Genomic DNA, 24,323 nt, shown 5'->3' with positions numbered 1-24,323 from the left:
ATATGGCAGCAATAACCTTTCACCTAGACGTAGTAAGCGCTGAGAAGAAAATCTTCTCTGGTCGTGTTGAAACGTTTCAGGTGACCGGTAGCGAAGGTGAACTTGGTATTTTCCATGGTCACACACCGCTGCTGACCGCTATCAAGCCTGGTATGGTGCGTATTGTGAAACAGCACGGCCACGAAGAAATTATTTATGTTTCTGGTGGTATGGTAGAGATTCAGCCTGGTACAGCGACTGTACTAGCTGATACAGCTATCCGTGGTGAAGAGCTAGACGCAGCGAAGGCAGAAGAAGCCAAACGCCGCGCTGAGGAGCAAATCCAGAATCAGCATGGTGACATGGACTTCGCACAAGCGGCCAGTGAACTGGCTAAAGCCATTGCTCAGCTACGAGTTATCGAGCTGACAAAAAAGCGTCGCTAAGCTCAATTAGCAACGTTGCATGAAAAAAGGCGGCCAATTGGTCGCCTTTTTGATTAATTTTAGTTGGAAATTTACATCCCACCATTAACTAATCCTTCCAAGGTGTTTAAAATAACGCCCAATTAAAATAGAACGTCAATAGGTTATTAATGAAATTCAGTGCTGTGATCCTTGCTGCGGGTAAAGGTACCCGTATGTATTCAAACATGCCTAAAGTGCTACACACTTTGGCAGGGAAGCCAATGGCAAAACATGTTATCGATACATGTACAGGTCTTGGCGCACAAAACATCCACTTAGTATATGGTCACGGTGGTGATCAAATGCAGCAAACGCTAGCAGAAGAGCCTGTAAACTGGGTACTGCAAGCGGAGCAACTAGGTACAGGTCATGCGGTTGATCAAGCGTCTCCGAAGTTTGAAGACGATGAAAAAGTACTGGTGCTTTACGGTGATGTTCCACTGATTTCAGCTGAAACGATTGAAAACCTATTAGATGCACAGCCAACAGGCGGTATTGCACTACTAACAGTGATTCTAGATAACCCGATAGGCTACGGTCGTATTATCCGTAAGAATGGTCCTGTTGTGGCGATCGTTGAGCAAAAAGATGCAACAGAAGAACAAAAACAAATTAAAGAGATCAATACTGGTGTGATGGTTGCGACTGGTGGGGATCTTAAGCGTTGGTTGTCTGGCTTAAACAACAACAACGCACAAGGCGAATACTACCTAACTGACGTTATTGCAGCTGCACACGATGAAGGTCGTGCCGTTGAGGCTGTACACCCAGTCAATGCCATTGAGGTGGAAGGGGTCAATGACCGCGCACAGCTTGCTCGTCTAGAGCGTGCTTTCCAGTCAATGCAAGCTCAGAAGCTACTAGAGCAAGGTGTCATGCTACGCGATCCAGCACGCTTTGATTTGCGTGGTGAGTTACAGTGCGGTATGGACTGTGAAATCGACGTGAATGTTATCGTCGAAGGTAAAGTTTCACTGGGTGATAACGTGGTTATCGGTGCGGGTTGTGTACTGAAAGATTGTGAAATCGACGACAACACCATCGTTCGCCCTTACAGTGTGATTGAAGGTGCAACGGTTGGTGAAGAATGTACGGTTGGTCCATTTACTCGTCTTCGTCCTGGTGCTGAAATGCGTAACGATTCCCATGTGGGTAACTTCGTTGAAGTGAAAAATGCGCGCATCGGAGAAGGTTCAAAAGCGAACCACCTAACTTACTTAGGTGATGCAGAGATCGGTCAACGTACTAACATCGGCGCAGGTACTATCACTTGTAACTACGATGGTGCGAACAAGTTTAAAACCATCATCGGTAATGATGTATTTGTTGGTTCTGATAGCCAGCTGGTGGCGCCTGTCACTATCGCTGATGGCGCAACCATAGGTGCAGGCACGACACTAACAAAAGATGTTGAAGAAGGTGAGTTAGTAATTACTCGCGTCAAAGAGCGCAAAATTACTGGCTGGCAGCGTCCTGTAAAACAGAAATAAACATTACCTGCACTCACTCTATCGCTATACTGTCAAAGCCGCTCAACAATAGCGGCTTTGTTGTTTCTAGCTCAGGCTTCATCGTTAGTAGCTAGGAATAGCAATACGTTTTTCGAGCCAACGAACGGCTTGAGATACAAATAGGATGAGTAACAAGTACTCCAAAACGAGGAAGGTATAAATCTCTAACGGTAAGTACTCATTCACCACCAGCTCATTAGCACGGCGAGTGAGATCGCTTAAACCAATCACGCTGACTAAAGAACTCATCTTGAGAATGTAGACAAATTGATTGCCCAGTGGAGGGAGGATTTGTCGAAACGCTTGGGGAAGAATTACCAAGCGCATCTTTTGCCAATAGCTTAAGCCCAAAGACTCAGCTGCTTCATGCTGGCCACGGCTGATAGCTTGTATCCCACCGCGAAACACTTCCGCCATAAACGCACTCTCAGCGATAGTCAGTGCAATAACACCCGCCCAAAAGTGATTGAGTGAGACATCCAATAGTGTAGGCATGCCGTAATACACCCAAAGTAGTAAGACTAAAACTGGCACTGAACGGATCACCTCGACATAAATACGGTTTATCCACTTCAGAGAGGCAGAGTCCGACAGAGCGGGTAACGCAACGATCAGGCCCAAGCTCATCGCAAATAACATACTGAGGAGTGATACCTGAATGGTGTCATTAAACCCAGCGATTAAAAACTTTAGATTGGTGAGCCCTTGATCCGTCGAAGGGTCAAGTACATACCAGCCCCATTGATAATCTGAACAACCAGTGAGTAATAGCAGTGAAAACAGCCATAGAGTTCGAAACGTCACATTTACTCCCTGAATTAACTAAAAAACTTCCTTTGCTGCTGCTATGTTATCAGTAGAGCTCTAATAAAGGTTAATTATTAAACCGTATAAGGTCATTATTTTTAAGGGAATAAAAATGAGAAAGATTTTACTAGTGCTAGGAATGTGTTTGCTTGCTGCGACTCAAGTCGCTCACGCTGAAAGCCGTCTTCAATCCATTTTAGACAATGGCGTACTCCGAGTTGGAACGACGGGAGATTGGAATCCGATGACGATGAAAGACCCCGCGACAAACAGTTATCGTGGCTTCGATATCGATGTAACAACAGAACTTGCTAAAGATCTCGGTGTAAAAGTGGAGTATGTGCCCACGGATTGGAAGACGCTAGTTAATGGCATTACCGCCAACAAATACGATATTACTGGCAGCGCATCTCTGAACATGTCTCGCGCGAAAGTAGCTGGATATAGCCAGCCATATTTCTACCTTGCCTTTGTACCTGTGGTGCAAAAGAAAGATCTCGCCAAATTCTCTGATTGGGCGGATTTTAATAAACCAGAAGTAAAAGTCGCAGCGACGTTAGGTACGGTACAAGAAAAAATGGTGAAAGAGTTCTTCCCGTCTGCTCAGCATATTGTTATTGAAGCGCCAGCGCGCGACTTCCAAGAACTACTAGCTCGCAGGGCCGATGTATCGGTGACGTCCAATGTGGAAGCAGCGACGTTGGTGGATAAGTTTAAACAGTTGGCGATAGTGCCAGTGACCGCACCGCGTAAACCAACCCCAATTGCTATGTTGTTGCCGCAAGACGATCAAGTATGGATTAATTACATCAATCACTGGGTAGAGTTGAAAAAGACTCAAGGCTTTTTTAAGCAGACTGCCAAGAAATGGGGGTTGAAAAGCTTATAAACAGAAAGAGCCGCATTGCGCGGCTCTTTTTATTATCTGAACGATTAAAGTTCGTCTTCACTCACGACTCGGGCGTTGTCAGGAGTCGTAAAGTGCTTGGATAATTCGCGATTCGACAGAATGTATCCCATCCACAGCCCACCCATACAGATGATGATTGCGATGCCAGTAACCATCTGAGCTTGGCTTGCCATTGCGGCTACCAATGCACTTGAGAAGCTACTTACACAGATTTGCAGGCTGTTTTGCAGACCTGCTGCTGTTGCAGGGCTCTGTTGTGCGCTGGCCAGTGCACGGTTTACCACTATTGGGTACAGCGCGCCGTTAGCAACGGCAATCAAACAGAATGGCGCAAGAATAGGCCAAATCGATGACAGCTCCCACTGTGAAGCAATGAAAATCATTAATGCCGCGACACTAAATAGGCCAATCAGTTGGCGCAGAACCTTTTCATCACCAAATTTTCGAACGCCTACTTTACCTAAGTAGCCACCAGCCATAAATGCGATAGTTTGTGGGATAAAGCTCAAACCAATATCTTTTGCTTCGTAGCCCAGTTGCGCCATGATTTCTGGCATCCCTGTTAGGTAAGCAAAGAATGCAGCTGAAGCCGTCGCAAACATAAACACGTTGCCAAGGTATTTTTTAGAACTCAGCAGCGCTTTGATGTCGGCAGACATACTGGTTTGTTTGATTTCTGCTTTCTCGTCTTTTTGTGCCATGGTCGCAAAGACCAAAAAGACACCAACCAGTGTTAGCGTAATAAAGATACTGTGCCAGCCGAAGTTATCTGCCAACACAACCCCTAATTGAGGTGCTAGTGCTGGTGATAGCGCGACGAGTGGCATTATTGTCGCAAAAATTTGTTGGCTACTGCTTGAGTAGCGCTTAATGACCATAGCCTGCCAGATCACGGCTGGTGCACACACACCGATAGCTTGGATAAAGCGCAGTGTGAGTAGTTGCCATACTTGATCACAGAAAGCCAAACCGAATGACGCGATAGTAAATAGCACCAACCCGGCTGCGAGTGTATTACGATGGCCAAATTTATCGGATGCCAATCCCCACATTAGTTGGCCAATCGCCATACCAACGAGGAATACCGTTAAAGAGAGCGCAATTTGCTCAGGGCCTGTTGCAAAGTCGATTTCCATCGCTTTGAATGCTGGCAGATACATATCGGTAGCAACGAAGCCAAGCATCGATAATGCTGCCAGATAAATGAGCTGTAGTTTTGAGATTTTCATGATTCAACCAGTCAAATTATTTAATCATTTTTTAATCAACATCAGTTGGCGCCAACCCTGATTTATTTACCTTATTATTCTATTTTTCGATTTTGAGAAAATAAAACGCTAAAATTGTTGGTTATCAATCAAATTTTTTAAAAGGTTAAATCATGTTCTCTAAAGCGTCTTTGGAAATGCTGGATACGGTTGCCCGTTTAGGCAGTTTCACCGCTGCGGCTGAGGTATTGCATAAAGTCCCCTCAGCCATCAGCTATGGAGTAAGGCAGGTCGAGCAAGATCTAGATGTGGTGCTGTTTCGACGTTTACCAAGGAAAGTCGAGCTAACTCCAGCGGGTGAACTTTTTATGGCCGAGGCGCGCTCTTTGCTGCGTCAAATGGAAGAGGTGAAAGCACAAACGCGGCGAGCGGCTCAAGGATGGAAAAGCACGTTAAAGCTGACCTTAGATAACGTGGTGAAGTTAGAAAAACTCAAACCTTTAGTGGAAGATTTTTATCGCGAGTTTGAATTTGCTGAATTGCAGATCAATATGGAGGTCTTCAATGGTTCTTGGGAAGCCATAGCACAAGGTCGAGCCGACATTGTCGTTGGCGCGACATCTGCGGTTCCCGTTGGGGGAGATTTTGAAGTCAAAGATATGGGCGTATTAGATTGGGCATTTGTAATGTCACCCGCTCATCCTTGCGTTCGACAACAAGTGCTTACTGAAGAGTTTGTGAGTCAATTTCCGGCGATCTGTCTTGATGATACTTCGAATGTGCTGCCAAAACGCCATACTGGCCATTATTCGCAACAGCGCCGATTATTATTGCCCAATTGGTATAGTGCGATTGAATGTTTAAAAAATGGGGTGGGCGTGGGTTACATGCCACGTCATATTGCAACACCCTTAATCAATGATGGTGTGCTGGTGGAGAAGGTCATGCCGGATGATAAACCGCTCAGTCACTGCTGCTTAGTATGGCGCAAAGATGATAATCATAAATTGATCCAGTGGATGGTGGACTATCTTGGGTCGCCTAATCAGCTACATAAAGATTGGTTACAGTCATAAAAAACACCTCGCATTAGCGAGGTGTTTTCATTGATATGTTTAAAATGTGGCGTTTTATGACAAGAAAAACTTATACGATGGGTTGTCTGTCTCGTCTTTGCATTGATAGCCAAGTTCACGTAAATGTGCAGAAAACTGAGCTAAATCGCTTTCATCTAACTCGAAACCACATAAAACACGTCCGTAGTCAGCGCCGTGGTTACGGTAGTTGAACAAACTGATATTCCAGTGTGTGCCGAGTGTGCTTAAGAACTTGAGTAGCGCTCCCGGATATTCTGGGAATTCAAAGCTGTAGAGGCGCTCTTTAAGCGGCTTAGACGGCTTACCACCAATCATGTAGCGCACGTGCAGTTTCGCCATTTCATCATCAGACAAATCAACCACTGGGTAGCCACCATCACGTAAGTCGTGAATGATATGTTCTAGCTCTTCCTGACCGCCTTGCAAACGAACACCGACAAAGATATTCGCCAGTGAGTCATCATTGTAACGATAGTTAAACTCCGTTACGGCACGGCCGCCAATGAGGTTACAGAACTCAAAGAATGCACCTTGACGCTCAGGAATGGTAACGGCAAGCAGACCTTCACGTTTCTCACCAAGCTCGCAACGCTCAGAAACATAACGCAGACCATGGAAGTTAGTATTGGCACCAGACAGCACGGTGCTTAGATTCTTACCTTGCAGTTTGTTTTGCTCAGCAAACTTCTTCAAACCTGCCAGAGCAAGTGCGCCTGAAGGCTCTGCAATCGCACGGGTGTCTTCAAAGATGTCTTTTACTGCTGCGCAGATTTCATCGCTAGAGACTGCAATATGGCCATCAATGTACTTCTGGCATAGACGAAACGTCTCTTCACCAATGCGTTTTACTGCAACGCCATCGGCAAACATGCTGACTTGGTCTAGTACCACTGGCTCACCAGCATCCAATGCTGCTTTGAGGCATGACGAGTCTTCTGGCTCAACTGCAATCACTTTGATTTCTGGCATGAGCTGCTTCACGAGTACCGCAACACCGGCAGCTAAACCGCCACCACCGACAGGGACGAAAATGTAATCAAGGTGACCATTTTGCTGCAGCATTTCCATGCCTATGGTGCCTTGACCTGCAATCACCAGTGGGTGATCGAAAGGAGGGACAAATGTGTACCCATGCAGATCAGAAAGGCGTTCCGCTTCCGCTTTTGCCTCATCAAAGTTGCTGCCGTGCAGCACTACATTGCCACCGAAGCCACGTACCGCATCGACTTTGATGTCTGGTGTGGTTTTAGGCATCACGATGGTGGTTTTGATGCCTAGCTTAGTACCAGAGAGCGCCATGCCTTGAGCGTGGTTACCTGCCGATGCTGCAATGACACCAGCGGCTTTTTGTGCTTCAGATAAACTCGCCACCATGTTGTATGCACCGCGCAATTTGAACGAGTGTACGGGTTGGCGATCTTCACGCTTGATCTGCACGTTATTCCCGATACGTGCAGATAAACGAGGCATTTCTTGCAGTGGCGTCACTGTTGCTACTTCATAAACAGGTGCGCGAAGGATTTGGCGCAGATAATCTGCGCCAGTTTGGTTCACTTGTTTTTCGGGTTGAGCTTCCATCATTGCTAGCCCTCTAGCTTCGACTTGTCTCGTACTGCACCCTTGTCAGCACTGGTTGCCATACTCGCGTACGCTTTGAGTGCAAATGAAACTTCACGTTGGCGGTCAACTGGTTTCCAGCCTAGTTCGTCTTGTTTTGCACGGCGCTCAGCAAGTTCTTGTTCAGACACTTGGAGTGAAATTGAACGGTTTGGAATATCAATTGCGATCATATCGCCTTCTTTTACCAGGCCAATTGCACCGCCGTTTGCTGCTTCAGGAGAGGCGTGGCCGATAGAAAGACCTGATGTGCCGCCAGAGAAACGGCCGTCAGTCAGAAGTGCACACTCTTTGCCAAGGCCCATCGATTTTAGATAAGTGGTTGGGTAAAGCATTTCTTGCATGCCCGGACCACCTTTAGGGCCTTCGTAACGGATAACAACCACGTCGCCAGCTTTTACTTTGCCGCCTAAGATGCCTTCTACGGCGTCTTCTTGGCTTTCGAAAACTACGGCTGGGCCAGTGAATTTATGAATGCTCTCATCCACACCAGCAGTCTTAACGATACAACCATCTAATGCGATGTTGCCTGATAGAACGGCTAGGCCACCTTCTTGGCTAAAGGCATGATCGATAGTACGAATACAGCCTTCCGCACGGTCGTCATCAAGGCGATCCCAGCGGCAATCTTGTGAGAACGCTTGAGTAGTACGAATTCCCGCAGGACCTGCGCGGTAGAACTTAAGTACTTCTTCGTCTTCAGTTTGGATGATGTCGTATTTCGCCAGCTGCTCTTTCATCGAAAGGCCAAGCACGGTGCGCGCATCATTGTGTAGAAGACCTGCACGATCTAACTCACCAAGAATTGCCATGACGCCACCAGCGCGGTGTACATCTTCCATGTGATATTTCTGGGTAGATGGTGCCACTTTACATAGGTGTGGTACTTGGCGTGATAGGCGATCGATATCTTCCATATCGAAATCCACTTCACCTTCTTGCGCTGCAGCCAACAGGTGCAAAATGGTGTTGGTTGAGCCACCCATTGCAATATCCAGTGCCATCGCATTTTCGAACGCATCAAACGTAGCGATGTTGCGTGGCAGTGCTGATTCGTCATCTTGCTCGTAGTAACGACGAGTCAGTTCAACGATGCGACGACCTGCATTAAGGAACAGTTGTTCACGGTCAGCGTGCGTTGCCAGCATAGAACCGTTACCTGGTTGAGAAAGACCCAGTGCTTCCGTTAGACAGTTCATTGAGTTTGCAGTGAACATGCCTGAACACGATCCACACGTTGGACATGCGCTGCGTTCGATCTGCTCGCTTTGCTCATCAGACACTTTTGGATCCGCGCCTTGGATCATCGCATCTACAAGGTCTAGTTTGATGATCTGATCAGAAAGCTTGGTTTTACCCGCTTCCATTGGACCACCAGAAACAAAGATAACCGGGATGTTGAGACGCATAGATGCCATCAACATTCCCGGAGTGATTTTGTCACAGTTAGAGATACATACCATGGCATCGGCACAGTGCGCGTTGACCATGTACTCCACAGAGTCTGCGATCAGTTCGCGTGAAGGCAGTGAGTACAGCATGCCGCCGTGACCCATTGCGATACCATCATCAACCGCGATGGTGTTGAATTCTTTCGCAATACCGCCAGCTTTTTCGATTTCGCGTGCTACAAGCTGACCCATGTCTTTCAGGTGTACGTGACCCGGAACAAATTGAGTAAACGAGTTTACAACGGCGATGATTGGTTTACCGAAGTCTTCTTCTTTCACACCCGTTGCACGCCACAGTGCTCGTGCACCCGCCATGTTACGACCATGTGTGGTGGTAGCTGATCTATATTTTGGCATTTCCTAATCCTTCTTACTTCTGTTCTGGGTACACATAGTCTAACCAGCCCCACTTATCTTCCGTGGTGCCGTCAAATAGGCCAAAGTAGGCTGCTTGTAGTTCTTTAGTGATAGGGCCGCGCTTACCAGTGCCCACTTCAATCTTGTCGATGGTTGCCACTGGTACAATCTCAGCCGCAGTACCTGTCATGAAGACTTCATCGGCAAGGTAAAGGGCTTCACGAGCAATGTTCGCTTCACGTACTTCGTAGCCTTTATCGCGTGCAATTGTCATGATCGAGTCACGAGTGATGCCCGGTAGAATCGCGCTAGTTGCTGGTGGTGTGGTGATTACGCCATCTTTGATAACGAAGATGTTTTCACCAGCCCCTTCCGATAGGTAACCATCTACGCTTAGCGCAATACCTTCGTCGTAACCGTGACGACGCGCTTCACCACCAACCAATAGTGAAGATAGGTAGTTACCGCCTGCTTTAGCTGCAGTTGGGATGGTGTTTGGCGCAGCGCGGTTCCAGCTTGAAATCATCGCATCGACACCTTTTTCTAGCGCTTCTTCGCCTAAGTAAGAGCCCCAAGGAAATGCTGCAATGATTAGATCCATCTCAGTGCCAACTGGTGGACATACGCCTAAGCCAACATTACCGACAAAACCCAATGGACGAATGTAAGCGCTGTCGAGTTTGTTTTGGCGCAGTGTTTCGCGGGTCGCTTCCATGATTTCTTCTACAGAGAAAGGGATCGGAAAGCGGTAAATCTTGGCAGAATCTTTTAGACGTTGTGCATGCTCACGGTGACGGAAGACAATTGGGCCTTTTGGTGTGTTGTAACAGCGCACGCCTTCAAACACGGATGTACCATAGTGCATTGCGTGAGTCAGAACGTGAACGTTCGCCTCTGCCCATGGAACCATCTCACCATTAAACCAAATGAAATCTGCAGTTTTCGTTGCCATTTGTTGCCTTCCTTATGCACTTACGTGTTGTTGTAAGTTGTGATTTGGCAGTTCATCGTTGCGGATTTTTAGCACCTCAACCTTACGAACGTCCCACAACTTCTCTATTTGATTGATCAAAAACGAGATTGGTCGATCGCTGTCGACGATGATCTCGACGCTGGCTACTTTGCTTTCGTGGTTTTGCGTAGCAGCGACTTGTTTGATCACGAAGCCTCGGTGACGAATCACACGTAGAACGCGCTCCAACAGTACCGGTTTGTCATCGGCTTTGATGTCGAGTAAATATCTGTCCATGCGATTGTCTCCTATGTATTTTCCAACATATCACTGTTTGATGCGCCAGGTGGCACCAATGGCCACACGTTTTCTTCTTCATCAATCAAAACGTGAAGCATGTAAGAAGTTTCACTCGCTAGCATCTCTTTGAGAGCAGGTTCGACTTCTTCTTTCTTGGTGATGGTTTTGCCCGGGATATCGAACGCTTTTGCTAACATCACGAAATCTGGGTTGTCATCAAGAATGGTTTCACTGTGGCGACCGTCAAAGAACAATGACTGCCATTGGCGAACCATGCCAAGACGTTGGTTATTAAGAAGGACAATCTTCACTGGAATCTGACGACGCTTCAGCGTGCCCAATTCCTGAACGTTCATCATAAATGAACCGTCACCTGTAATAAGGATAGACTGATCATCAGGACGTGCGACTGCAGCACCCATCGCCGCTGGCAAGCCAAAGCCCATGGTGCCAAGGCCAGCAGAAGTGATGAAATTTTGTGGTTCGCGTGGCTGGATATGTTGCGCTGCCCACATCTGGTGCTGACCGACGTCGGTCGAGACAATTGAGCTATCTGGCATCATGTCAGACAGCTGTTTAAGCAATAGCGGTGCGTAGATTAACTCGCCCGGGTGGTCGTAACGCCACTTAAAGCCGCTGCGCAGACTTTCACTGTGATGAACCCACGGTGAGATATCTTGAGTCAGCTCTAGCTGAGGAAGAATGGTGTTGATGTCGCCACGTAATGGTGCGTTGGCGTGGCGCAGTTTATGAATCTCCGCAGCATCAATGTCGATGTGAATCACTTTCGCATTTGGTGCAAACGTGTCGAGCTTACCCGTCACTCGGTCATCAAAACGCGCGCCAACCACAATCAATAGATCGGCTTCTTGAACCACTAGGTTGGCGGCTTTGGTACCGTGCATACCCAACATACCAAGATAGTGAGGATCATGGCGTTCAATGGTACCGAGACCTTTTAATGTGCTAACTGCAGGCATTGGGTTTAAGCGAAGAAATTCGCGTACTGCATCGGTTGCTTTCGCAAGTTGCACGCCACCACCAACATACAACACTGGGCGAGTAGATGCTGCCAGGACATCTTGCGCACGTTTGATATCTTCAGCGCTGACATCTTCGATTGCTGGTGCTATGTATGGAGGAAGAAGGTCTGTGGGTGCTTGAGCGAGTTGAACGTCTTTGGCGATATCGACAATGACTGGACCCGGACGACCGGTTTTTGCGACCTCAAAGGCTTCGGCAAGTGTCGGAGCTAGATCTTCAATTTCGGTCACGAGATAGCTGTGCTTAGTACAGGCTAGGGACATTCCGATCACATCCATTTCTTGGAATGCATCGGTACCGATATGAGAGCTAGCAACCTGGCCTGTGATGGCAACTAGAGGTACGGAGTCAAGGAAAGCGTCGGCAAGGCCGGTAACAAGGTTAGTGGCTCCTGGGCCGGAAGTTGCCATGCACACAGCAACGTCTTGAGTGGAACGAGCCATCCCGATAGCTGCCATAGCGGCCCCTTGCTCGTGACGGCATAGGATGTGTTCCACCCCACCGTCATACAAAGCATCATAGATTGGCATGATGGCCCCGCCGGGGTAGCCAAAAACGGTTTCGATGCCTTGCTGTCTTAAAGCGGCTACGACAAGTTGTGCACCAGTCATCGTAAACCTCCTTTGCTACGTTGTGGCTCGTAGCGATTGCCATATTTATTGCACTTCATGTGCACTCCCATTCTTCCCGTTAAACTGTCCGAGGGTTAGACAGATGACAACTTGTAGTTGTAAAAAAACCCCCGGACTTTTCAGTGCGGGGGTTTTTTGTAATTTGTGGTTACCTTTCGCCCACAATACCCCGCGCGGTGCCAATAATGACCACGATAATCAGGGCTAGCAGTGCGTTGATATGAGCGAAAAGGTTCATCTGTCTGTCGTTCTTTTTTCGTTAAAAAATGTTGTGTAATGTTCTACGAAATTGTTTGCGTCATTAGTGGTATCACACAATTCCGCTGCATGACAAGCAAAAAGTCATTCTTTTTTCACATTAACTCTCAATTGGGACGCGGTATATAACATAACCAACTAGATAAAACATTTGTTTACAGAGTGTTCAAAAAAATTGAGGAACGTATGGGGCTGGCAATCATTCATAGTCGAGCAAGCGTCGGGGTGCAAGCGCCATCGGTTAGTGTAGAAGTTCATATCAGCAACGGCATGCCAGGGTTTACCTTAGTAGGCTTGCCAGAGACAACGGTAAAAGAGTCCAAAGATCGCGTACGCAGTGCGATCATTAATTCTAACTTTCAATTTCCTGCTAAGCGGATCACCGTGAACTTGGCTCCGGCAGATCTACCCAAGGAGGGAGGACGTTTTGATCTTCCTATAGCATTGGGGATTTTGGCCGCTTCGGAGCAAATCGCGACAGATAAGCTCAAAAACTACGAATTTGTTGGTGAGTTAGCGCTATCTGGTGGTCTAAGACCTGTAAAAGGTGTGCTGCCTGCTGCGCTGGAAGCCAGTAAGATTCAACGTCATTTGGTCGTCCCACATGTGAATGGCGATCAGGCGGCGCTGGTGGGGAAGGAACAACATAAATCGGCCCAATCATTACTGGAAGTATGTGCCGAGCTTTGTGGTCAACATCGACTGAATCTTTTTCAAACGCCTAAGCGAAAAACGATCGAAAAACATGGTCGAGACTTACAAGATATTATTGGCCAACAACAAGGTAAGCGAGCACTGGAGATTGCTGCCGCTGGAAACCACAACTTACTTTTCCTTGGCCCGCCAGGTACTGGAAAAACGATGTTGGCTTCGCGTTTGTGTGACTTATTACCGGAAATGAGTGACGAAGAAGCAATGGAAACCGCTTCGGTGGCATCGTTGACTCAGAGTGAAATTAATGAGCATAACTGGAAGTCGCGTCCGTTTCGTTCTCCGCACCATTCAAGTTCAATGGCGGCATTAGTCGGCGGTGGTTCGGTACCCAGACCAGGGGAGATCTCTTTAGCCCACAACGGGTTATTGTTTCTCGATGAAATGCCCGAATTTGATCGTAAAGTTCTAGACTCGTTACGCGAACCGCTCGAATCTGGCGAGATCATTATCTCTCGAGCGCAAGGTAAAACACGCTTTCCGGCTCGCTTCCAATTAGTTGGAGCCTTGAACCCAAGCCCGACAGGATATTACGAAGGCAATCAAGCGCGCACCAATCCACAAGCTATTTTGCGCTACCTTGGTCGATTATCTGGACCACTGTTAGATCGCTTTGATATGTCTTTAGAAATCCCAGCTTTGCCCAAAGGGACATTAGCAGAAGGTGGTGATCGCGGTGAGCCGACTGCTATCGTAAAAGCGCGTGTGAGCCATGCGCGTAACAATATGCTAAACCGCAGTGGTAAGGTCAATGCACTGCTAGGTAGTCGAGAAATTGAGGCGTTTTGTCCCTTGCACAAGAGTGATGCTGAGTTTCTTGAAACCGCTTTGCACCGTTTAGGACTCTCGATTCGTGCGTATCATCGTATTATCAAAGTGGCGCGAACAATCGCCGATCTGGATGGGGCGGAGCAAATTGAACGAACGCACTTGGCTGAAGCACTTGGGTATCGAGCGATGGACCGTTTGCTGAAACAGCTTACGGCGCAAGCGGTATAGAGACATGCAAAATGTCATCGCAACAAGTGTTGTGAGCGCCTTGTTGCGATGAAGGACGTTAGAAGGTGTAGTTGAGACCAAGCGACAATAGGTACTCTTTCTCCTCATAAAACGTGATATTCGAGTCAGTTTGGCTATAGCCGGCTAAAGAAATGAACGACCAGTCTTGCCAGTCAAATACGTTTTGATATTCGTAGGCCGCAAATAGGCTAATGGTGTCGTCATTTCGTGTTTTAGCAAAAGTTTGGCTAGCGGCTTGATAGTCTTTCCATGCATAACCCGCGGTGAGGGCCAATCGATGGCGATTGATAAATTTAAACCAGCTAATGTCAAATCCGTACGAATCAAATGACTCCGCCTTACCGTCGGCATCTTGATTGATGTAGGTGAAAGCGGGTTGCAACATAGACGTTTGGTTGAGTGGAATGCGATAGTCGCCTTTGACATAGTAAAGGTTAGCATCGCGAGCAAGTGAGCGGTCTGTCACTTCCTCCTGCTCGATGTCTTTATCAGCATAAGCAAGATCAAGGTTGAAGTTCTTATCAATTAACCCTTTGATCTGAAAGCGATACGCATTGCCGTCAACATCCGTCTCTTTACGTGCGGTTCCTACTTGATAAGGGTTGCGCCAAGTTTCGCCTTTGAGTACCGTCGGCAGATAGGAAACATCGAGCACGGTGCCAGATTGTAGCTCGTGTTGATAGCCCAACTGAAAAGCGAGTGTACCTACCGCGACATCTGAGCGTGTGGTACCGGCGTAAACTTGGTGGTTGAGTCGGCTACCAAAGGTGTATGTCACACTCCCTAGCGGTGCAGCGATAACGGAACTGTCACTATCGGCACGCTTATCGAGAGAATCGATGGTGTTACTATTTTCTGTATTGAAATTGGATTCTGATGATATGAATCCGGCATTCAGCGAAATTTCACCGCCAAAACCTGCGGTTTCAGCGAGTTGAGCCTGAGCAGAACTGACGACAAAGGCCAAAGGCAAGAGAAGTAGCCTTGGTTTCATTCGTTATCTCCTTGTTGTCGAATGAGTGGTGCACATATTGGTTGCGGTAACAAATCTGACCATTCCCACGCATGTTCCAATGTGGCAAAGGCGCAGTATAATTACACGCTGTTTTATTCTTCACACATTATCACTGTTGTTTGACTATCATGTTGGCATATTTGTTATTTTTTTTTAACGCTTCTTTTGTGATTCTCAATTCTGCGGTTTGTTCACTCGCAATTTGTGTTATCGCTGTATTTAAAATATTGCTTCCTGGCGTAAAGCTAAAAGCGATAGCGACCGCTTGTGCCAATAAGGTGATGTGGTTATGGGCTACCGTTAATGCGTGCATTCTGGCGGTATCTAACCGTGTTGAGTGGGATGTTCAGGGCGGTGAAGCGCTTAAAAAAGACGGGTGGTATCTGCTGATCAGTAACCATCTCAGTTGGACAGATATTGTTGTGCTTTGCTGCGTGTTTAAAGACCGTATTCCCATGCCGAAGTTTTTCCTCAAGCAACAACTGCTGTATGTGCCTTTCATCGGGATGGCGTGTTGGGCGCTCGATATGCCATTTATGCGTCGCTATTCGCGAGAGTATCTGATCCGCAACCCTCATAAGCGAGGTCAAGATTTAGAGACGACACGTCGCTCGTGCGCTAAGTTCAAACACAGTCCAACCACAGTGGTTAACTATGTCGAAGGAACTCGATTTACCGAAGAAAAGCAGCGTAAGAGTAAAGCAAACTATCAATATTTGCTGCAACCAAAATCGGGCGGGATTGCGTACACGTTAGCGGCGATGGGGGAACAGTTCGAGAGCATTATCGACGTTACGTTGGCGTACCCAGAAAATACGCATAAACCGTTCAAGGATTTATTGATGGGTCGCATGAGCAAGGTGGTTGTGCGTGTAAATGTGTTACCCGTTGATGAACGAGTGCTCGGTGATTACTTCAACGATAAGCCCTATAAGCGGCAATTTCAGCAATGGTTGGGTGATGTGTGGCAAGAAAAAGATCGGTTACTACAAGAGATTTACAAATAAACAAAAGGGGAGCGACGTGCTCCCCTTTTGATTGATATCGATGTGCTTATTTTAGTGTCAGCAAGTAGTTCACCAGAGAGAAGTACTCATCCATCGTTTTGATGCTTTGTGCTTGAACTAGGTATTTGTTGTTAACGATAACCGCAGGAACGCCGGTTAGACCGCTGTTTTCAAATTGCTTGTCCATACGGCGAACCATTGAATCAACCGCGAAGCCTTTGAATGCAGAATCGAATTTTTTCGCGTCTACACCTTCATCAAGGAAGATTTGACGAAGTTCTTCATCATTACGTGGCGCCTTCTTTAGATTGTGGATGCGGTTAAACATCACTGGCACCATTTTGTCTTCCACTTTTAATGCAACCATCGTTGCGTAGGCTTTGCTCATTGATGGGCCCATGTTGCCACCCATGAAAGAAACGTGGTTTTTTAATAGCTTAGTACCTTCTGGCAACTGCTTTTTCAGTTGCTGGATAACTGGTTCAAAGCTATTACAGTGCGGGCAGTAGAAAGAGAAAAACTCCGTCACAAGAGGTTTTTTTGATGCCTCAAGATCCAATACTTTGTAATGTTCACCTTCTTTGAATTGCGCTGCATGTGCCGACAGGCTTAACATCAGCATAGAAAACAGTGCGAACAGTTTTTTCATCGAAATATCTCCATTTTTGAATTTTTGGCCTGACTTACCATTGAGGCATTAAAGACAGCGGTGCTTCTTCTAAAGCGGCGATCTGCTCTTTAAATGCAAGGACCTGACCTTCCCAGTATTTTGGCTCATTAAACCATGGAAAAGCGAGAGGAAATGCAGGGTCATGCCAACGTTTTGCTAGCCATGCCATATAGTGCACCATTCGTAGACCGCGAAGTGGCTCGATTAGTTTCAATTCTGCAGGATTAAAGTCGCAAAACTCTTGGTAAGCCTCTAAAACAATATCCAACTGCATCAGTTTGTCTTGGCGTTCACCGTTCAATAACATCCATAAGTCTTGTACTGCAGGGCCGTTACGAGCGTCATCCAAATCAACAAACATAGGGCCATCTCGCCACAAAATATTGCCTGGGTGGCAATCGCCATGCAAACGAATGATATTGAAGCCTTCTTGCCAGTGGCTTTCAATTGATTTGATCAGCATATCCAAGTCATTGAAGAAGCTGTTCTCCAAGTGCATTGGAATCATATTGGCGTTTTGCAGAATCTCTCTTGGTTGATACAGGTATTCTTGTAAGCCAATAGTAGGACGATGTTGGAAGGCTTGGCGGCTGCCGACTTTATGGATTCGGCCAAGGAAACGCCCTACACCTTCGAGCTGATCTAAATTGTCAACCTCGTATTGGCGACCACCCACGCTATCAAACAGCGCAAAAGCATAGCCTTGATAGTGATGCAGGGTTTCACCGTTGATGCGCACAGGTGGTGCGACGGGGATCTCATTGCCAATCAGCTCTAAAGTAAAGTCGTGTTCCTCTTGGATCTGTTCATTGCTCCAACGTTCAGGACGGTAAAACTTGACGACATAACGACGACGCTCTTCGTCAGTGAATTGATAAACACGGTTTTCGTAGCTATTGAGGGGAAGAAAGCCTGATTCTGCGCGAACGCCGATGCTTTCTAACGCGTACCACATAAAGTCTGGGGTAAGGGCGTCAAAGTTAAACATACTTTGGGACATATAAACAAAAAGGCTCATTACTGAGCCTTTTTCCGTTAGTCACTGAAGTAGCGCTATAGTTTTTTAATAAAACGGCTTTCTACTTCAATAGTGAATTCGTTGCTCTTATCGGTGAGTATAAACTGAATTGTCGTAATCGCAGAGTTTAGCTTGTCAGGATCGGCACCAAGACTCATTGGCAGGTTTAATACCTCACCTGGCTGGACCTGAATTGTCTGCTTACCATACCAGCTTACATCGGATAGCCCTTCAACATCCAACGAGTACTCTTGCACTTGCTGAGTTTTGTTGATCACCTTGAGGGTGTAGGTGTTTTCTACTTCTCCCGAGCCATTAACGCGGAACAGTTGGTTACGGTCGCGAATAACACTCATGCCGGCTGGGTCTACCGCTGCAATTTGGGCAAAGAAAAGACCGACCATGACGAGTAGTACGGCACCATAGCCTAGCAGCTTCGGACGCATGACTTTGGTACTCTTACCCGATAAGCGATGCTCGGTGGTATAACTAATTAGGCCTTTCTCGTAGCCCATGCGATCCATGGTGTTATCACACGCATCAATACAGGCGCCACAGTTGATACATTCATACTGCAAGCCGTCACGAATATCGATACCTGTTGGGCACACCTGCACACACAAATCACAATCAATACAATCACCCAAACCAAGTTGCTTTGGATCGGCTTTACGCGGACGTGGGCCACGTTTTTCCCCACGTTTTGCATCGTAGCCAACGATGAAGGTGTCTTTATCAAACATGGCAGACTGGAAGCGCGCGTAAGGACACATGTGAATACACATGATGGAACGCATCCAACCAGCATTACCATAAGTACAAATGGCAAAGAACATTACCCAAAAGACGGGCCAGAAGTTGGCGTTAAAGGTGAAAAAGTCGATAACCAATTGCTTCATTGGCACGAAGTAGCCAACAAAAGTAAAACCAGTGGCGAGTGCAATGGCAAACCAAGCTATATGTTTGACGGTTTTACGCATCGCTAAATTCGCTGTCAGCTTATTGGAGTCTTGTTTACGGCGTTTATTGGCACTACCTTCCAGCTTCTCTTCAAACCAGATATACATGAAGGTCCAGACGGTTTGTGGGCAGAGATAGCCACACCAAACCCGACCTAAGAAGGTGGTAATAAAGAACAACCCAAACGCCGCGATCACAAACAGCAAGGCGAGTAGGGTAAGATCTTGTGGGTACAGTGTGGTACCGAAAAAGTTGAACTGCTGGTTGCCAATATCAAGCAAGATCGCTTGACGTTCACCGTAAGGAATCCACGGTATCAAAGCGAAGAGAAGTAGTAAGAACCAACCACCGTAACGACGTAGTTTCTGGTAAGTTCCTTTACTTTCGCGTACATAGATGCGATTACTTGGGTTAAACCGATCCCCATTTCCTTTGTGGGTTTTGGGATTATAGGTTTTAGGAGTCACATCTTTGATATCGATCTTGTCCTGACTCATGCACTCATCCTTCTTAGGCTTTTATAATGTACGGCGTCATTTCTATTGATGTCGCTCGATGACATTGCTGCTCGTTCCGTCATAAAGATGACCGAACATAATTATTTTAGTAAATACTGATGAACGGCGATTATACAATCAATAACAATTCCGTTTCTTTAACGCAGTCAATGTTTAACAACAAAAATCAGTACAGTTAACCTGATAATTGGCTGAACAGTTATAACCAATTGTGGGACTAAAAACTTTGGTTATAAAAAAGCGACTCACAGAGAGAGTCGCTTAAAGAATACTGGCTGTTGAGCTGGTTATTTGATGATGCCACGAGCGCGTAGGATCGCCGTTTTAAAATCGTCCTCTTGGTCTTTTTTGAGTCCAGGGATCATTTCATCTTTGCTGCTATTACGCATTTTAAGGTGGTAGATCAGTACATCGTCGGTCAGATCTTCTAGCTTTCCTTCATAGCCTGCTTCTTTTGCCAGCTTAACGATGAACTGCAATAGGTTCAGCTCTTGCTCTTTATGCCATTCAGGCTCTAGTAGCTCAAGCAGCTCTTCAATGCGATGACACTTCATTTCTTTCTCCACAGAATTTATAGGTGTAATTAGCAGTAAAGGTACCAAATTGCTTTGCGAAGACCAAATAGGAAAAACTATCTCTTTCACTGTAGTTTGTTCTAAGTCTTTGAAGCTTTATGAGTCGCGTGCAAAGAAAAAAGCGCAGCTGGCGCCGCGCTTTTGATTAAGCTGCTTTGATAACTTTGGCCGGAACACTCGACATCATTGCTGTCTTCTCAACCAATGTCATTGCTGGCGCAACTTGCTTTGCCTTTGGTGCAGTAGTAAAGCCACTGCGGCGGCGCATTGCACTAGTATTAGTGTGTGCGAACCTGACTGTTGTTGGGCGCATTAATTTACCTAACTGTCAGGCATATCCATTGCCGATGTAATGGCCTGAATCATTATGAGCTAGGCTCCAACAAGATTGAAGAATCACTCTTCTGGCTCTCGCCAATCCAGTTAATGAGTCAGGAATACCGATATGCATGCATATCAAGTGTAAGATTAGCATCCTTGTAATAATTGGTCGATAGTTGAGCAATTGAATTGTTTAGATTTTGTCATTTTGTCGCGATGTTCGAGGCAATTTTTGTTTGATCCCACGATCAGCAGTAGTAGTATGAGATCTCGATGAAGGAGGTGCCTATGTCATTTTTGAAGAAGACACTTGCCAGTTTTGGGATTGGGAGCGCGAAGGTAGACTCAATCTTAAACCAAGACGTGCTATACCCAGGTCAAAGTGTGGATGTGTCGATCCATGTATATGGTGGTGCGACTGAACAAGCGATCGACAACATTGATTTAAAACTCTGTTGCCGCTACATCGCAGAAGCCCCTGATGACCGTGGTGCGCGAGAAGGACACAGCATGCGCCGAGTACCTCAAACTCATGTGCTTGCTAAGTGGAGTCTCCCTTACGCATTTACCATCCATTCCGGCGAAGAGCGTACCTTCGATGTTAAGCTCGATGTGCCTTGGAACACGCCTGTCACCATTGGTGATGCCAAAGTATGGTTAGAAACCGGCTTAGACGTTGCTGCTGCTTTGGATCCGACTGATAAAGACATCCTCACCGTTCGACCTGATCCACTGATGGATGCGGTACTATCTGCATTTGAAGCGCAAGGTTTACGAATTCGCCAGGTGGAATGCGAGGAAGTGAAAGGATTCGATCTACCATTTGTGCAAGAGTTTGAACTGGTGCCAACCGACGGACCTTACCACGGCGTGTGGCGCGAATTAGAATTTGTTGCCCACCGAAGTGAGCAAGAGCTCAAGTTGTGGTTTGAAGTTGACCGCACACGCAAGGGGCAAGGTGGCATGCTCGCGAGCTTACTGGGTAGTGGCAAACTCAAGCGAGAGCTGACCATCCCTGCCACGACTAAGCCAGATCAAGTTGGCGAACTTGTCCTCAATTATCTCGATCAAACTACTGCCGTTCATGAGTCTTAATTTAAGCTTACACGTGTAAGCCTAATGTGCCATACTAGAGCAAATTTCAAACTCTAGTATAGGCGCATTGATGTCCGAACTGCAGAAACCTCAATACAGTCAACGTGAAGAACTGGCCAATACCATCACCCACGGTATAGGGATGATTTTTGGTATTGTTGGCTTGATACTGCTGTTAGTTAAAGCCATAGACCATCAAGCTGACACTTTAACGCTTACCAGTATGGCGATTTATGGTGCGAGTATTATCGTGCTATTTTTGGCCTCGACGCTCTATCATGCGATCCCTCATCCCAAAGCGAAACGTTGGCTAAAAACCTTCGACCATTGTGCTATTTATCTTTTGATAGCAGGCAGCTATACCCCTTTCTTGTTAGTCAGCTTAAGAACACCTCTAGCATTTGGGTTGATGATCGTTATTTGGAGCATTGCGTTGATCGGCATCATCATGAAAGTTGCGTTCGTCTATCGATTTAAAAAGCTTTCTTTGATGACGTATTTGGTGATGGGATGGTTATCGTTGATTGTGATTTATCAATTAGCTATTAACTTGGATGTCGGCGGACTTACACTGCTCGCCGCTGGTGGAATTGTGTATTCACTGGGGGTGATTTTCTACGTTGCGAAGCGTATTCCCTTTAACCATGCGATCTGGCACGGCTTTGTTTTGGCTGGCTGCGTGTGCCATTTCTTTGCGATTTATTACTTTGTTGAGCCTATCTAGCCGATAGGCTCAACAAAGAATATTAAACACGTATTAGCGAGTTTTTACCTCTAGCACTTTGGCAGAAAACTGGTATTGCTGTGATTGCGGTACAGCCAATTTAATGCTCTTACCTTGTTCCGCTTGCTGTGGTCTCAGGTAGGTATCCGCCATGCGCTTGATGGATTGCCAAACCGTCACGTTTTCTTTTGCCAGTTGCTGACCAGACATATCAAACACTTGCACCTCAACTTCCACTTGAATGACAGATTGAGAGCTTTGGTTAGTGATTGATGTAGGCAAAATAAGCTCACCGCTTTGATAGCTTGCTGAACCAATCAATACATCCACACCTGAATCTGATAGCTGCATGGTTGGCTTTTTGGCGTTTACCACCACGGTCGTGCCAACGGTTTTCGTTACCACTGGAATTGTCGCAATCGCAGGAGCTGCGATTGTTTCAACTACGCTTGCTGTTGTTTGTGTCTCCGTCGCTTGCTGCGCCGGTTTTTTCATGACGTATTCCCAGGTAAAGTCATCGTTCAACTTCACTTCTCGACCATCGGCTAAAGTGATGACCTCGGCGGCGTATGTGGATGAGGCGGCAAGTAGGGTCGCCAGAGTAATCCATGTTTTCATTGTTATACCTTTTAATTAGAGTCTGCTTAGCGGCGCCAAAACGCAGGAAAGAACAGTACAAGAATAGTCAGAATTTCCAAGCGGCCCATTAACATCCCAAAGCTTAAGAGCCATTTGGCAGTATCGGGCAGAGGCGCGAAGTTGCCTGTCGGGCCAATCACACTGCCCATACCAGGGCCAACATTGGCAACGGCGGTGATTGAGCCAGAAATACTGGTCACAGGGTCGAGGCCAAGAGCACTTAAACAACCCGCGATAAAGATAATGGTGATAAAAAACATCAAGCCAAATGCCACCACTGAGCGAACAATATCATCATTCACCGGTCGCTGGTTATAACGCTGTACAAACACCCCTGAAGGGTGAATCAACTTCATCATTTGTTTGTTTAGCAGCGTCATCGCAATTTGGAAGCGGAAGATTTTGATCCCGCCAGACGTTGATCCTGAGCATGCTCCCGCCATCATTAAGAATGCGAAAAGAGTAGTGGGTAATGCGCCCCATGCGGTGAAGTCTTCTAAGCCAAAGCCAGTTGTGGTGACGACAGAGACAATATTAAACATCGACACTCGCAGGGCATCCAAAATGGTGTACCCATCTCGAATCACTAGCCAAGCTGAAATCACTAAGCTAGAGAATACGAACAGGTACGCAAATCCTCTAACTTGAGCGTCGTTAACCAACACATCAATACGGCGTTTACGTAATGCGGCGATAAAGAGCAAAAACGGCAAACCACCTAAGAACATAAAGGTAGTAGCCACCCAATGTGCGCCATTAGAGAAGTGGTTCATTGACCCATCAGATGTAGAGTATCCACCCGTCGATAGCGTAGTAAAGGCATGGTTGATTGCTTCGAACAGGTTCATGCCGGTGATCAAGTAGCCCAAAATACATAGGCCCGTTAGCATCAAATAAACCGCTACGATGTTTTTGGCGACCGTTTTCGCTCTTGGACTACTTTTATCCGACCAATCTGATGATTCGGTTTGGAATAGCTTCATACCACCGACATTCAGCATAGGTAGCACTGCTACCGCCATTACGATAAAACCAATGCCACCAAGCCACTGTAAAATAGAGCGCCACAACAATATGCTCGGCGCCATGTTGTCTAGGCCACTGAGCACCGTTGAGCCCGTCGTGGTGATACCCGACATCGTTTCGAAGTAGGCGTCGGTGAAGCTGATGTGGTTGATAAACACAAATGGCAAGGCGGCAAACGCACTCGCGATGGTCCAAACCAAACTGGTGATGAGGAACATATCACGTACGCTGAGTTTGAACTTGGCGGTTCGACCTATCGTTAGGCAGATGAAGGCGGCAAGGTGCGTGATCACAACGGCTTGGGCGAAATCGAGGAATCCCCCCGTACCGGTAAAGAAAGCGACCAAAGTCGGCACGTACATAAACAGGGCCAGTTTGGATAAAACTAGCCCGATAACAAACAGTACGGGACGTAAGTTGACCATAGGAAAATC

23 protein-coding genes are annotated in these 24,323 nt (G+C 46.7%); 8 read left to right on the top strand and 15 right to left on the bottom strand.

Translation table 11 applies throughout. From position 1 onward, the window contains the following. Nucleotides 1-2 precede the first annotated feature (2 nt). Nucleotides 3-425, top strand: coding sequence for a F0F1 ATP synthase subunit epsilon (locus R7Q46_RS19360; RefSeq protein WP_005378937.1), 423 nt, complete (start codon nucleotides 3-5; stop codon nucleotides 423-425). A 149-nt stretch (nucleotides 426-574) separates the two neighbouring features. Further along, nucleotides 575-1,936: a bifunctional UDP-N-acetylglucosamine diphosphorylase/glucosamine-1-phosphate N-acetyltransferase GlmU gene (gene glmU, locus R7Q46_RS19355; protein ID WP_318077712.1), complete on the top strand. Its 1,362-nt coding sequence runs from the start codon at nucleotides 575-577 to the stop codon at nucleotides 1,934-1,936. Nucleotides 1,937-2,020: 84 nt separating this feature from the next. On the opposite strand, the gene R7Q46_RS19350 is transcribed toward glmU, so the two are convergent. Further along, nucleotides 2,021-2,761: an amino acid ABC transporter permease gene (locus tag R7Q46_RS19350; RefSeq protein ID WP_005383852.1), complete on the bottom strand. Its 741-nt coding sequence runs from the start codon at nucleotides 2,759-2,761 to the stop codon at nucleotides 2,021-2,023. A 115-nt stretch (nucleotides 2,762-2,876) separates the two neighbouring features. Between R7Q46_RS19350 and R7Q46_RS19345 the strand changes: the two genes are divergently transcribed. After that, nucleotides 2,877-3,653 carry a transporter substrate-binding domain-containing protein gene (locus R7Q46_RS19345; protein WP_005378944.1) on the top strand — a complete coding sequence of 259 codons (777 nt, stop codon included), beginning with the start codon at nucleotides 2,877-2,879 and terminating at the stop codon, nucleotides 3,651-3,653. Between the two features lie 44 nt (nucleotides 3,654-3,697). Here R7Q46_RS19345 and punC read toward each other — a convergent pair whose 3' ends face one another. After that, nucleotides 3,698-4,903, bottom strand: coding sequence for a purine nucleoside transporter PunC (gene punC / locus R7Q46_RS19340; protein ID WP_005378946.1), 1,206 nt, complete (start codon nucleotides 4,901-4,903; stop codon nucleotides 3,698-3,700). A 152-nt stretch (nucleotides 4,904-5,055) separates the two neighbouring features. Here punC and punR point away from each other — a divergent pair, with 152 nt between their 5' ends. Further along, on the top strand, nucleotides 5,056-5,958 hold the full coding sequence (gene punR, locus R7Q46_RS19335) for a DNA-binding transcriptional activator PunR (RefSeq protein WP_213872076.1): 903 nt from the start codon (nucleotides 5,056-5,058) through the stop codon (nucleotides 5,956-5,958). Nucleotides 5,959-6,012: 54 nt separating this feature from the next. Here the strand turns inward: punR and ilvA are convergent, their stop codons facing one another. The 5 genes from ilvA to ilvG are packed head-to-tail and all read right to left on the bottom strand — an operon-like array spanning nucleotide 6,013 to nucleotide 12,311. Beyond that, the gene (gene ilvA, locus R7Q46_RS19330; protein ID WP_213872077.1) at nucleotides 6,013-7,560 is read right to left on the bottom strand and encodes a threonine ammonia-lyase, biosynthetic; all 1,548 of its coding nucleotides are present in this window, start codon (nucleotides 7,558-7,560) and stop codon (nucleotides 6,013-6,015) included. A gap of 2 nt (nucleotides 7,561-7,562) precedes the next feature. After that, nucleotides 7,563-9,404 (bottom strand): dihydroxy-acid dehydratase, encoded by a 1,842-nt coding sequence (gene ilvD, locus R7Q46_RS19325; RefSeq protein WP_005383859.1) that lies wholly within the window; start codon nucleotides 9,402-9,404, stop codon nucleotides 7,563-7,565. A 13-nt stretch (nucleotides 9,405-9,417) separates the two neighbouring features. Further along, nucleotides 9,418-10,356: a branched-chain-amino-acid transaminase gene (ilvE, locus tag R7Q46_RS19320; protein ID WP_005378953.1), complete on the bottom strand. Its 939-nt coding sequence runs from the start codon at nucleotides 10,354-10,356 to the stop codon at nucleotides 9,418-9,420. Nucleotides 10,357-10,368: 12 nt separating this feature from the next. Then, complete coding sequence (ilvM, locus tag R7Q46_RS19315; protein WP_005378958.1) at nucleotides 10,369-10,653, bottom strand: acetolactate synthase 2 small subunit; 285 nt, start codon at nucleotides 10,651-10,653, stop codon at nucleotides 10,369-10,371. Nucleotides 10,654-10,664: 11 nt separating this feature from the next. Continuing rightward, nucleotides 10,665-12,311, bottom strand: coding sequence for an acetolactate synthase 2 catalytic subunit (gene ilvG, locus R7Q46_RS19310; protein WP_005378960.1), 1,647 nt, complete (start codon nucleotides 12,309-12,311; stop codon nucleotides 10,665-10,667). Nucleotides 12,312-12,776: 465 nt separating this feature from the next. Here ilvG and R7Q46_RS19305 point away from each other — a divergent pair, with 465 nt between their 5' ends. Further along, nucleotides 12,777-14,300: a YifB family Mg chelatase-like AAA ATPase gene (locus R7Q46_RS19305; RefSeq protein WP_005383862.1), complete on the top strand. Its 1,524-nt coding sequence runs from the start codon at nucleotides 12,777-12,779 to the stop codon at nucleotides 14,298-14,300. A 58-nt stretch (nucleotides 14,301-14,358) separates the two neighbouring features. Here the strand turns inward: R7Q46_RS19305 and R7Q46_RS19300 are convergent, their stop codons facing one another. After that, nucleotides 14,359-15,315 (bottom strand): DUF2860 domain-containing protein, encoded by a 957-nt coding sequence (locus R7Q46_RS19300; RefSeq protein ID WP_005379034.1) that lies wholly within the window; start codon nucleotides 15,313-15,315, stop codon nucleotides 14,359-14,361. 149 nt (nucleotides 15,316-15,464) lie between these two features. Between R7Q46_RS19300 and R7Q46_RS19295 the strand changes: the two genes are divergently transcribed. After that, complete coding sequence (locus R7Q46_RS19295; protein WP_137282462.1) at nucleotides 15,465-16,343, top strand: acyltransferase; 879 nt, start codon at nucleotides 15,465-15,467, stop codon at nucleotides 16,341-16,343. Nucleotides 16,344-16,389: 46 nt separating this feature from the next. Here the strand turns inward: R7Q46_RS19295 and R7Q46_RS19290 are convergent, their stop codons facing one another. The 5 genes from R7Q46_RS19290 to R7Q46_RS19270 all read right to left on the bottom strand — a co-directional run bounded on the left by R7Q46_RS19290 (nucleotide 16,390) and on the right by R7Q46_RS19270 (nucleotide 20,397). After that, a complete protein-coding gene (locus R7Q46_RS19290) occupies nucleotides 16,390-16,992 on the bottom strand; it encodes a thiol:disulfide interchange protein DsbA/DsbL (protein ID WP_005379036.1) in 603 nt (200 codons plus the stop codon). Between the two features lie 34 nt (nucleotides 16,993-17,026). Then, nucleotides 17,027-18,013, bottom strand: a complete 987-nt coding sequence (locus tag R7Q46_RS19285) for a serine/threonine protein kinase (RefSeq protein ID WP_031777274.1) — start codon at nucleotides 18,011-18,013, stop codon at nucleotides 17,027-17,029. Between the two features lie 53 nt (nucleotides 18,014-18,066). Next, on the bottom strand, nucleotides 18,067-19,488 hold the full coding sequence (ccoG, locus tag R7Q46_RS19280) for a cytochrome c oxidase accessory protein CcoG (RefSeq protein ID WP_017821570.1): 1,422 nt from the start codon (nucleotides 19,486-19,488) through the stop codon (nucleotides 18,067-18,069). A 308-nt stretch (nucleotides 19,489-19,796) separates the two neighbouring features. Further along, on the bottom strand, nucleotides 19,797-20,063 hold the full coding sequence (locus R7Q46_RS19275; RefSeq protein WP_033906580.1) for a YihD family protein: 267 nt from the start codon (nucleotides 20,061-20,063) through the stop codon (nucleotides 19,797-19,799). Between the two features lie 166 nt (nucleotides 20,064-20,229). After that, the gene (locus R7Q46_RS19270) at nucleotides 20,230-20,397 is read right to left on the bottom strand and encodes a hypothetical protein (protein WP_005379043.1); all 168 of its coding nucleotides are present in this window, start codon (nucleotides 20,395-20,397) and stop codon (nucleotides 20,230-20,232) included. A gap of 296 nt (nucleotides 20,398-20,693) precedes the next feature. Between R7Q46_RS19270 and R7Q46_RS19265 the strand changes: the two genes are divergently transcribed. Both R7Q46_RS19265 and trhA read left to right on the top strand, forming a co-directional pair. Continuing rightward, a complete protein-coding gene (locus R7Q46_RS19265; RefSeq protein WP_005379045.1) occupies nucleotides 20,694-21,500 on the top strand; it encodes a sporulation protein in 807 nt (268 codons plus the stop codon). A 70-nt stretch (nucleotides 21,501-21,570) separates the two neighbouring features. Then, nucleotides 21,571-22,224: a PAQR family membrane homeostasis protein TrhA gene (gene trhA, locus R7Q46_RS19260; protein ID WP_005379047.1), complete on the top strand. Its 654-nt coding sequence runs from the start codon at nucleotides 21,571-21,573 to the stop codon at nucleotides 22,222-22,224. A gap of 33 nt (nucleotides 22,225-22,257) precedes the next feature. Here trhA and R7Q46_RS19255 read toward each other — a convergent pair whose 3' ends face one another. Further along, nucleotides 22,258-22,842, bottom strand: coding sequence for a DUF3157 family protein (locus R7Q46_RS19255; RefSeq protein ID WP_005379050.1), 585 nt, complete (start codon nucleotides 22,840-22,842; stop codon nucleotides 22,258-22,260). Between the two features lie 26 nt (nucleotides 22,843-22,868). After that, complete coding sequence (locus R7Q46_RS19250) at nucleotides 22,869-24,314, bottom strand: TrkH family potassium uptake protein (RefSeq protein ID WP_017821575.1); 1,446 nt, start codon at nucleotides 24,312-24,314, stop codon at nucleotides 22,869-22,871. Nucleotides 24,315-24,323 lie beyond the last annotated feature (9 nt).

The sequence above is a fragment of the Vibrio sp. 811 genome, from assembly GCF_033339195.1.
Note: the sequence above shows the minus strand (reverse complement) of the source record. Positions and strands in the feature narration are given on the sequence as shown.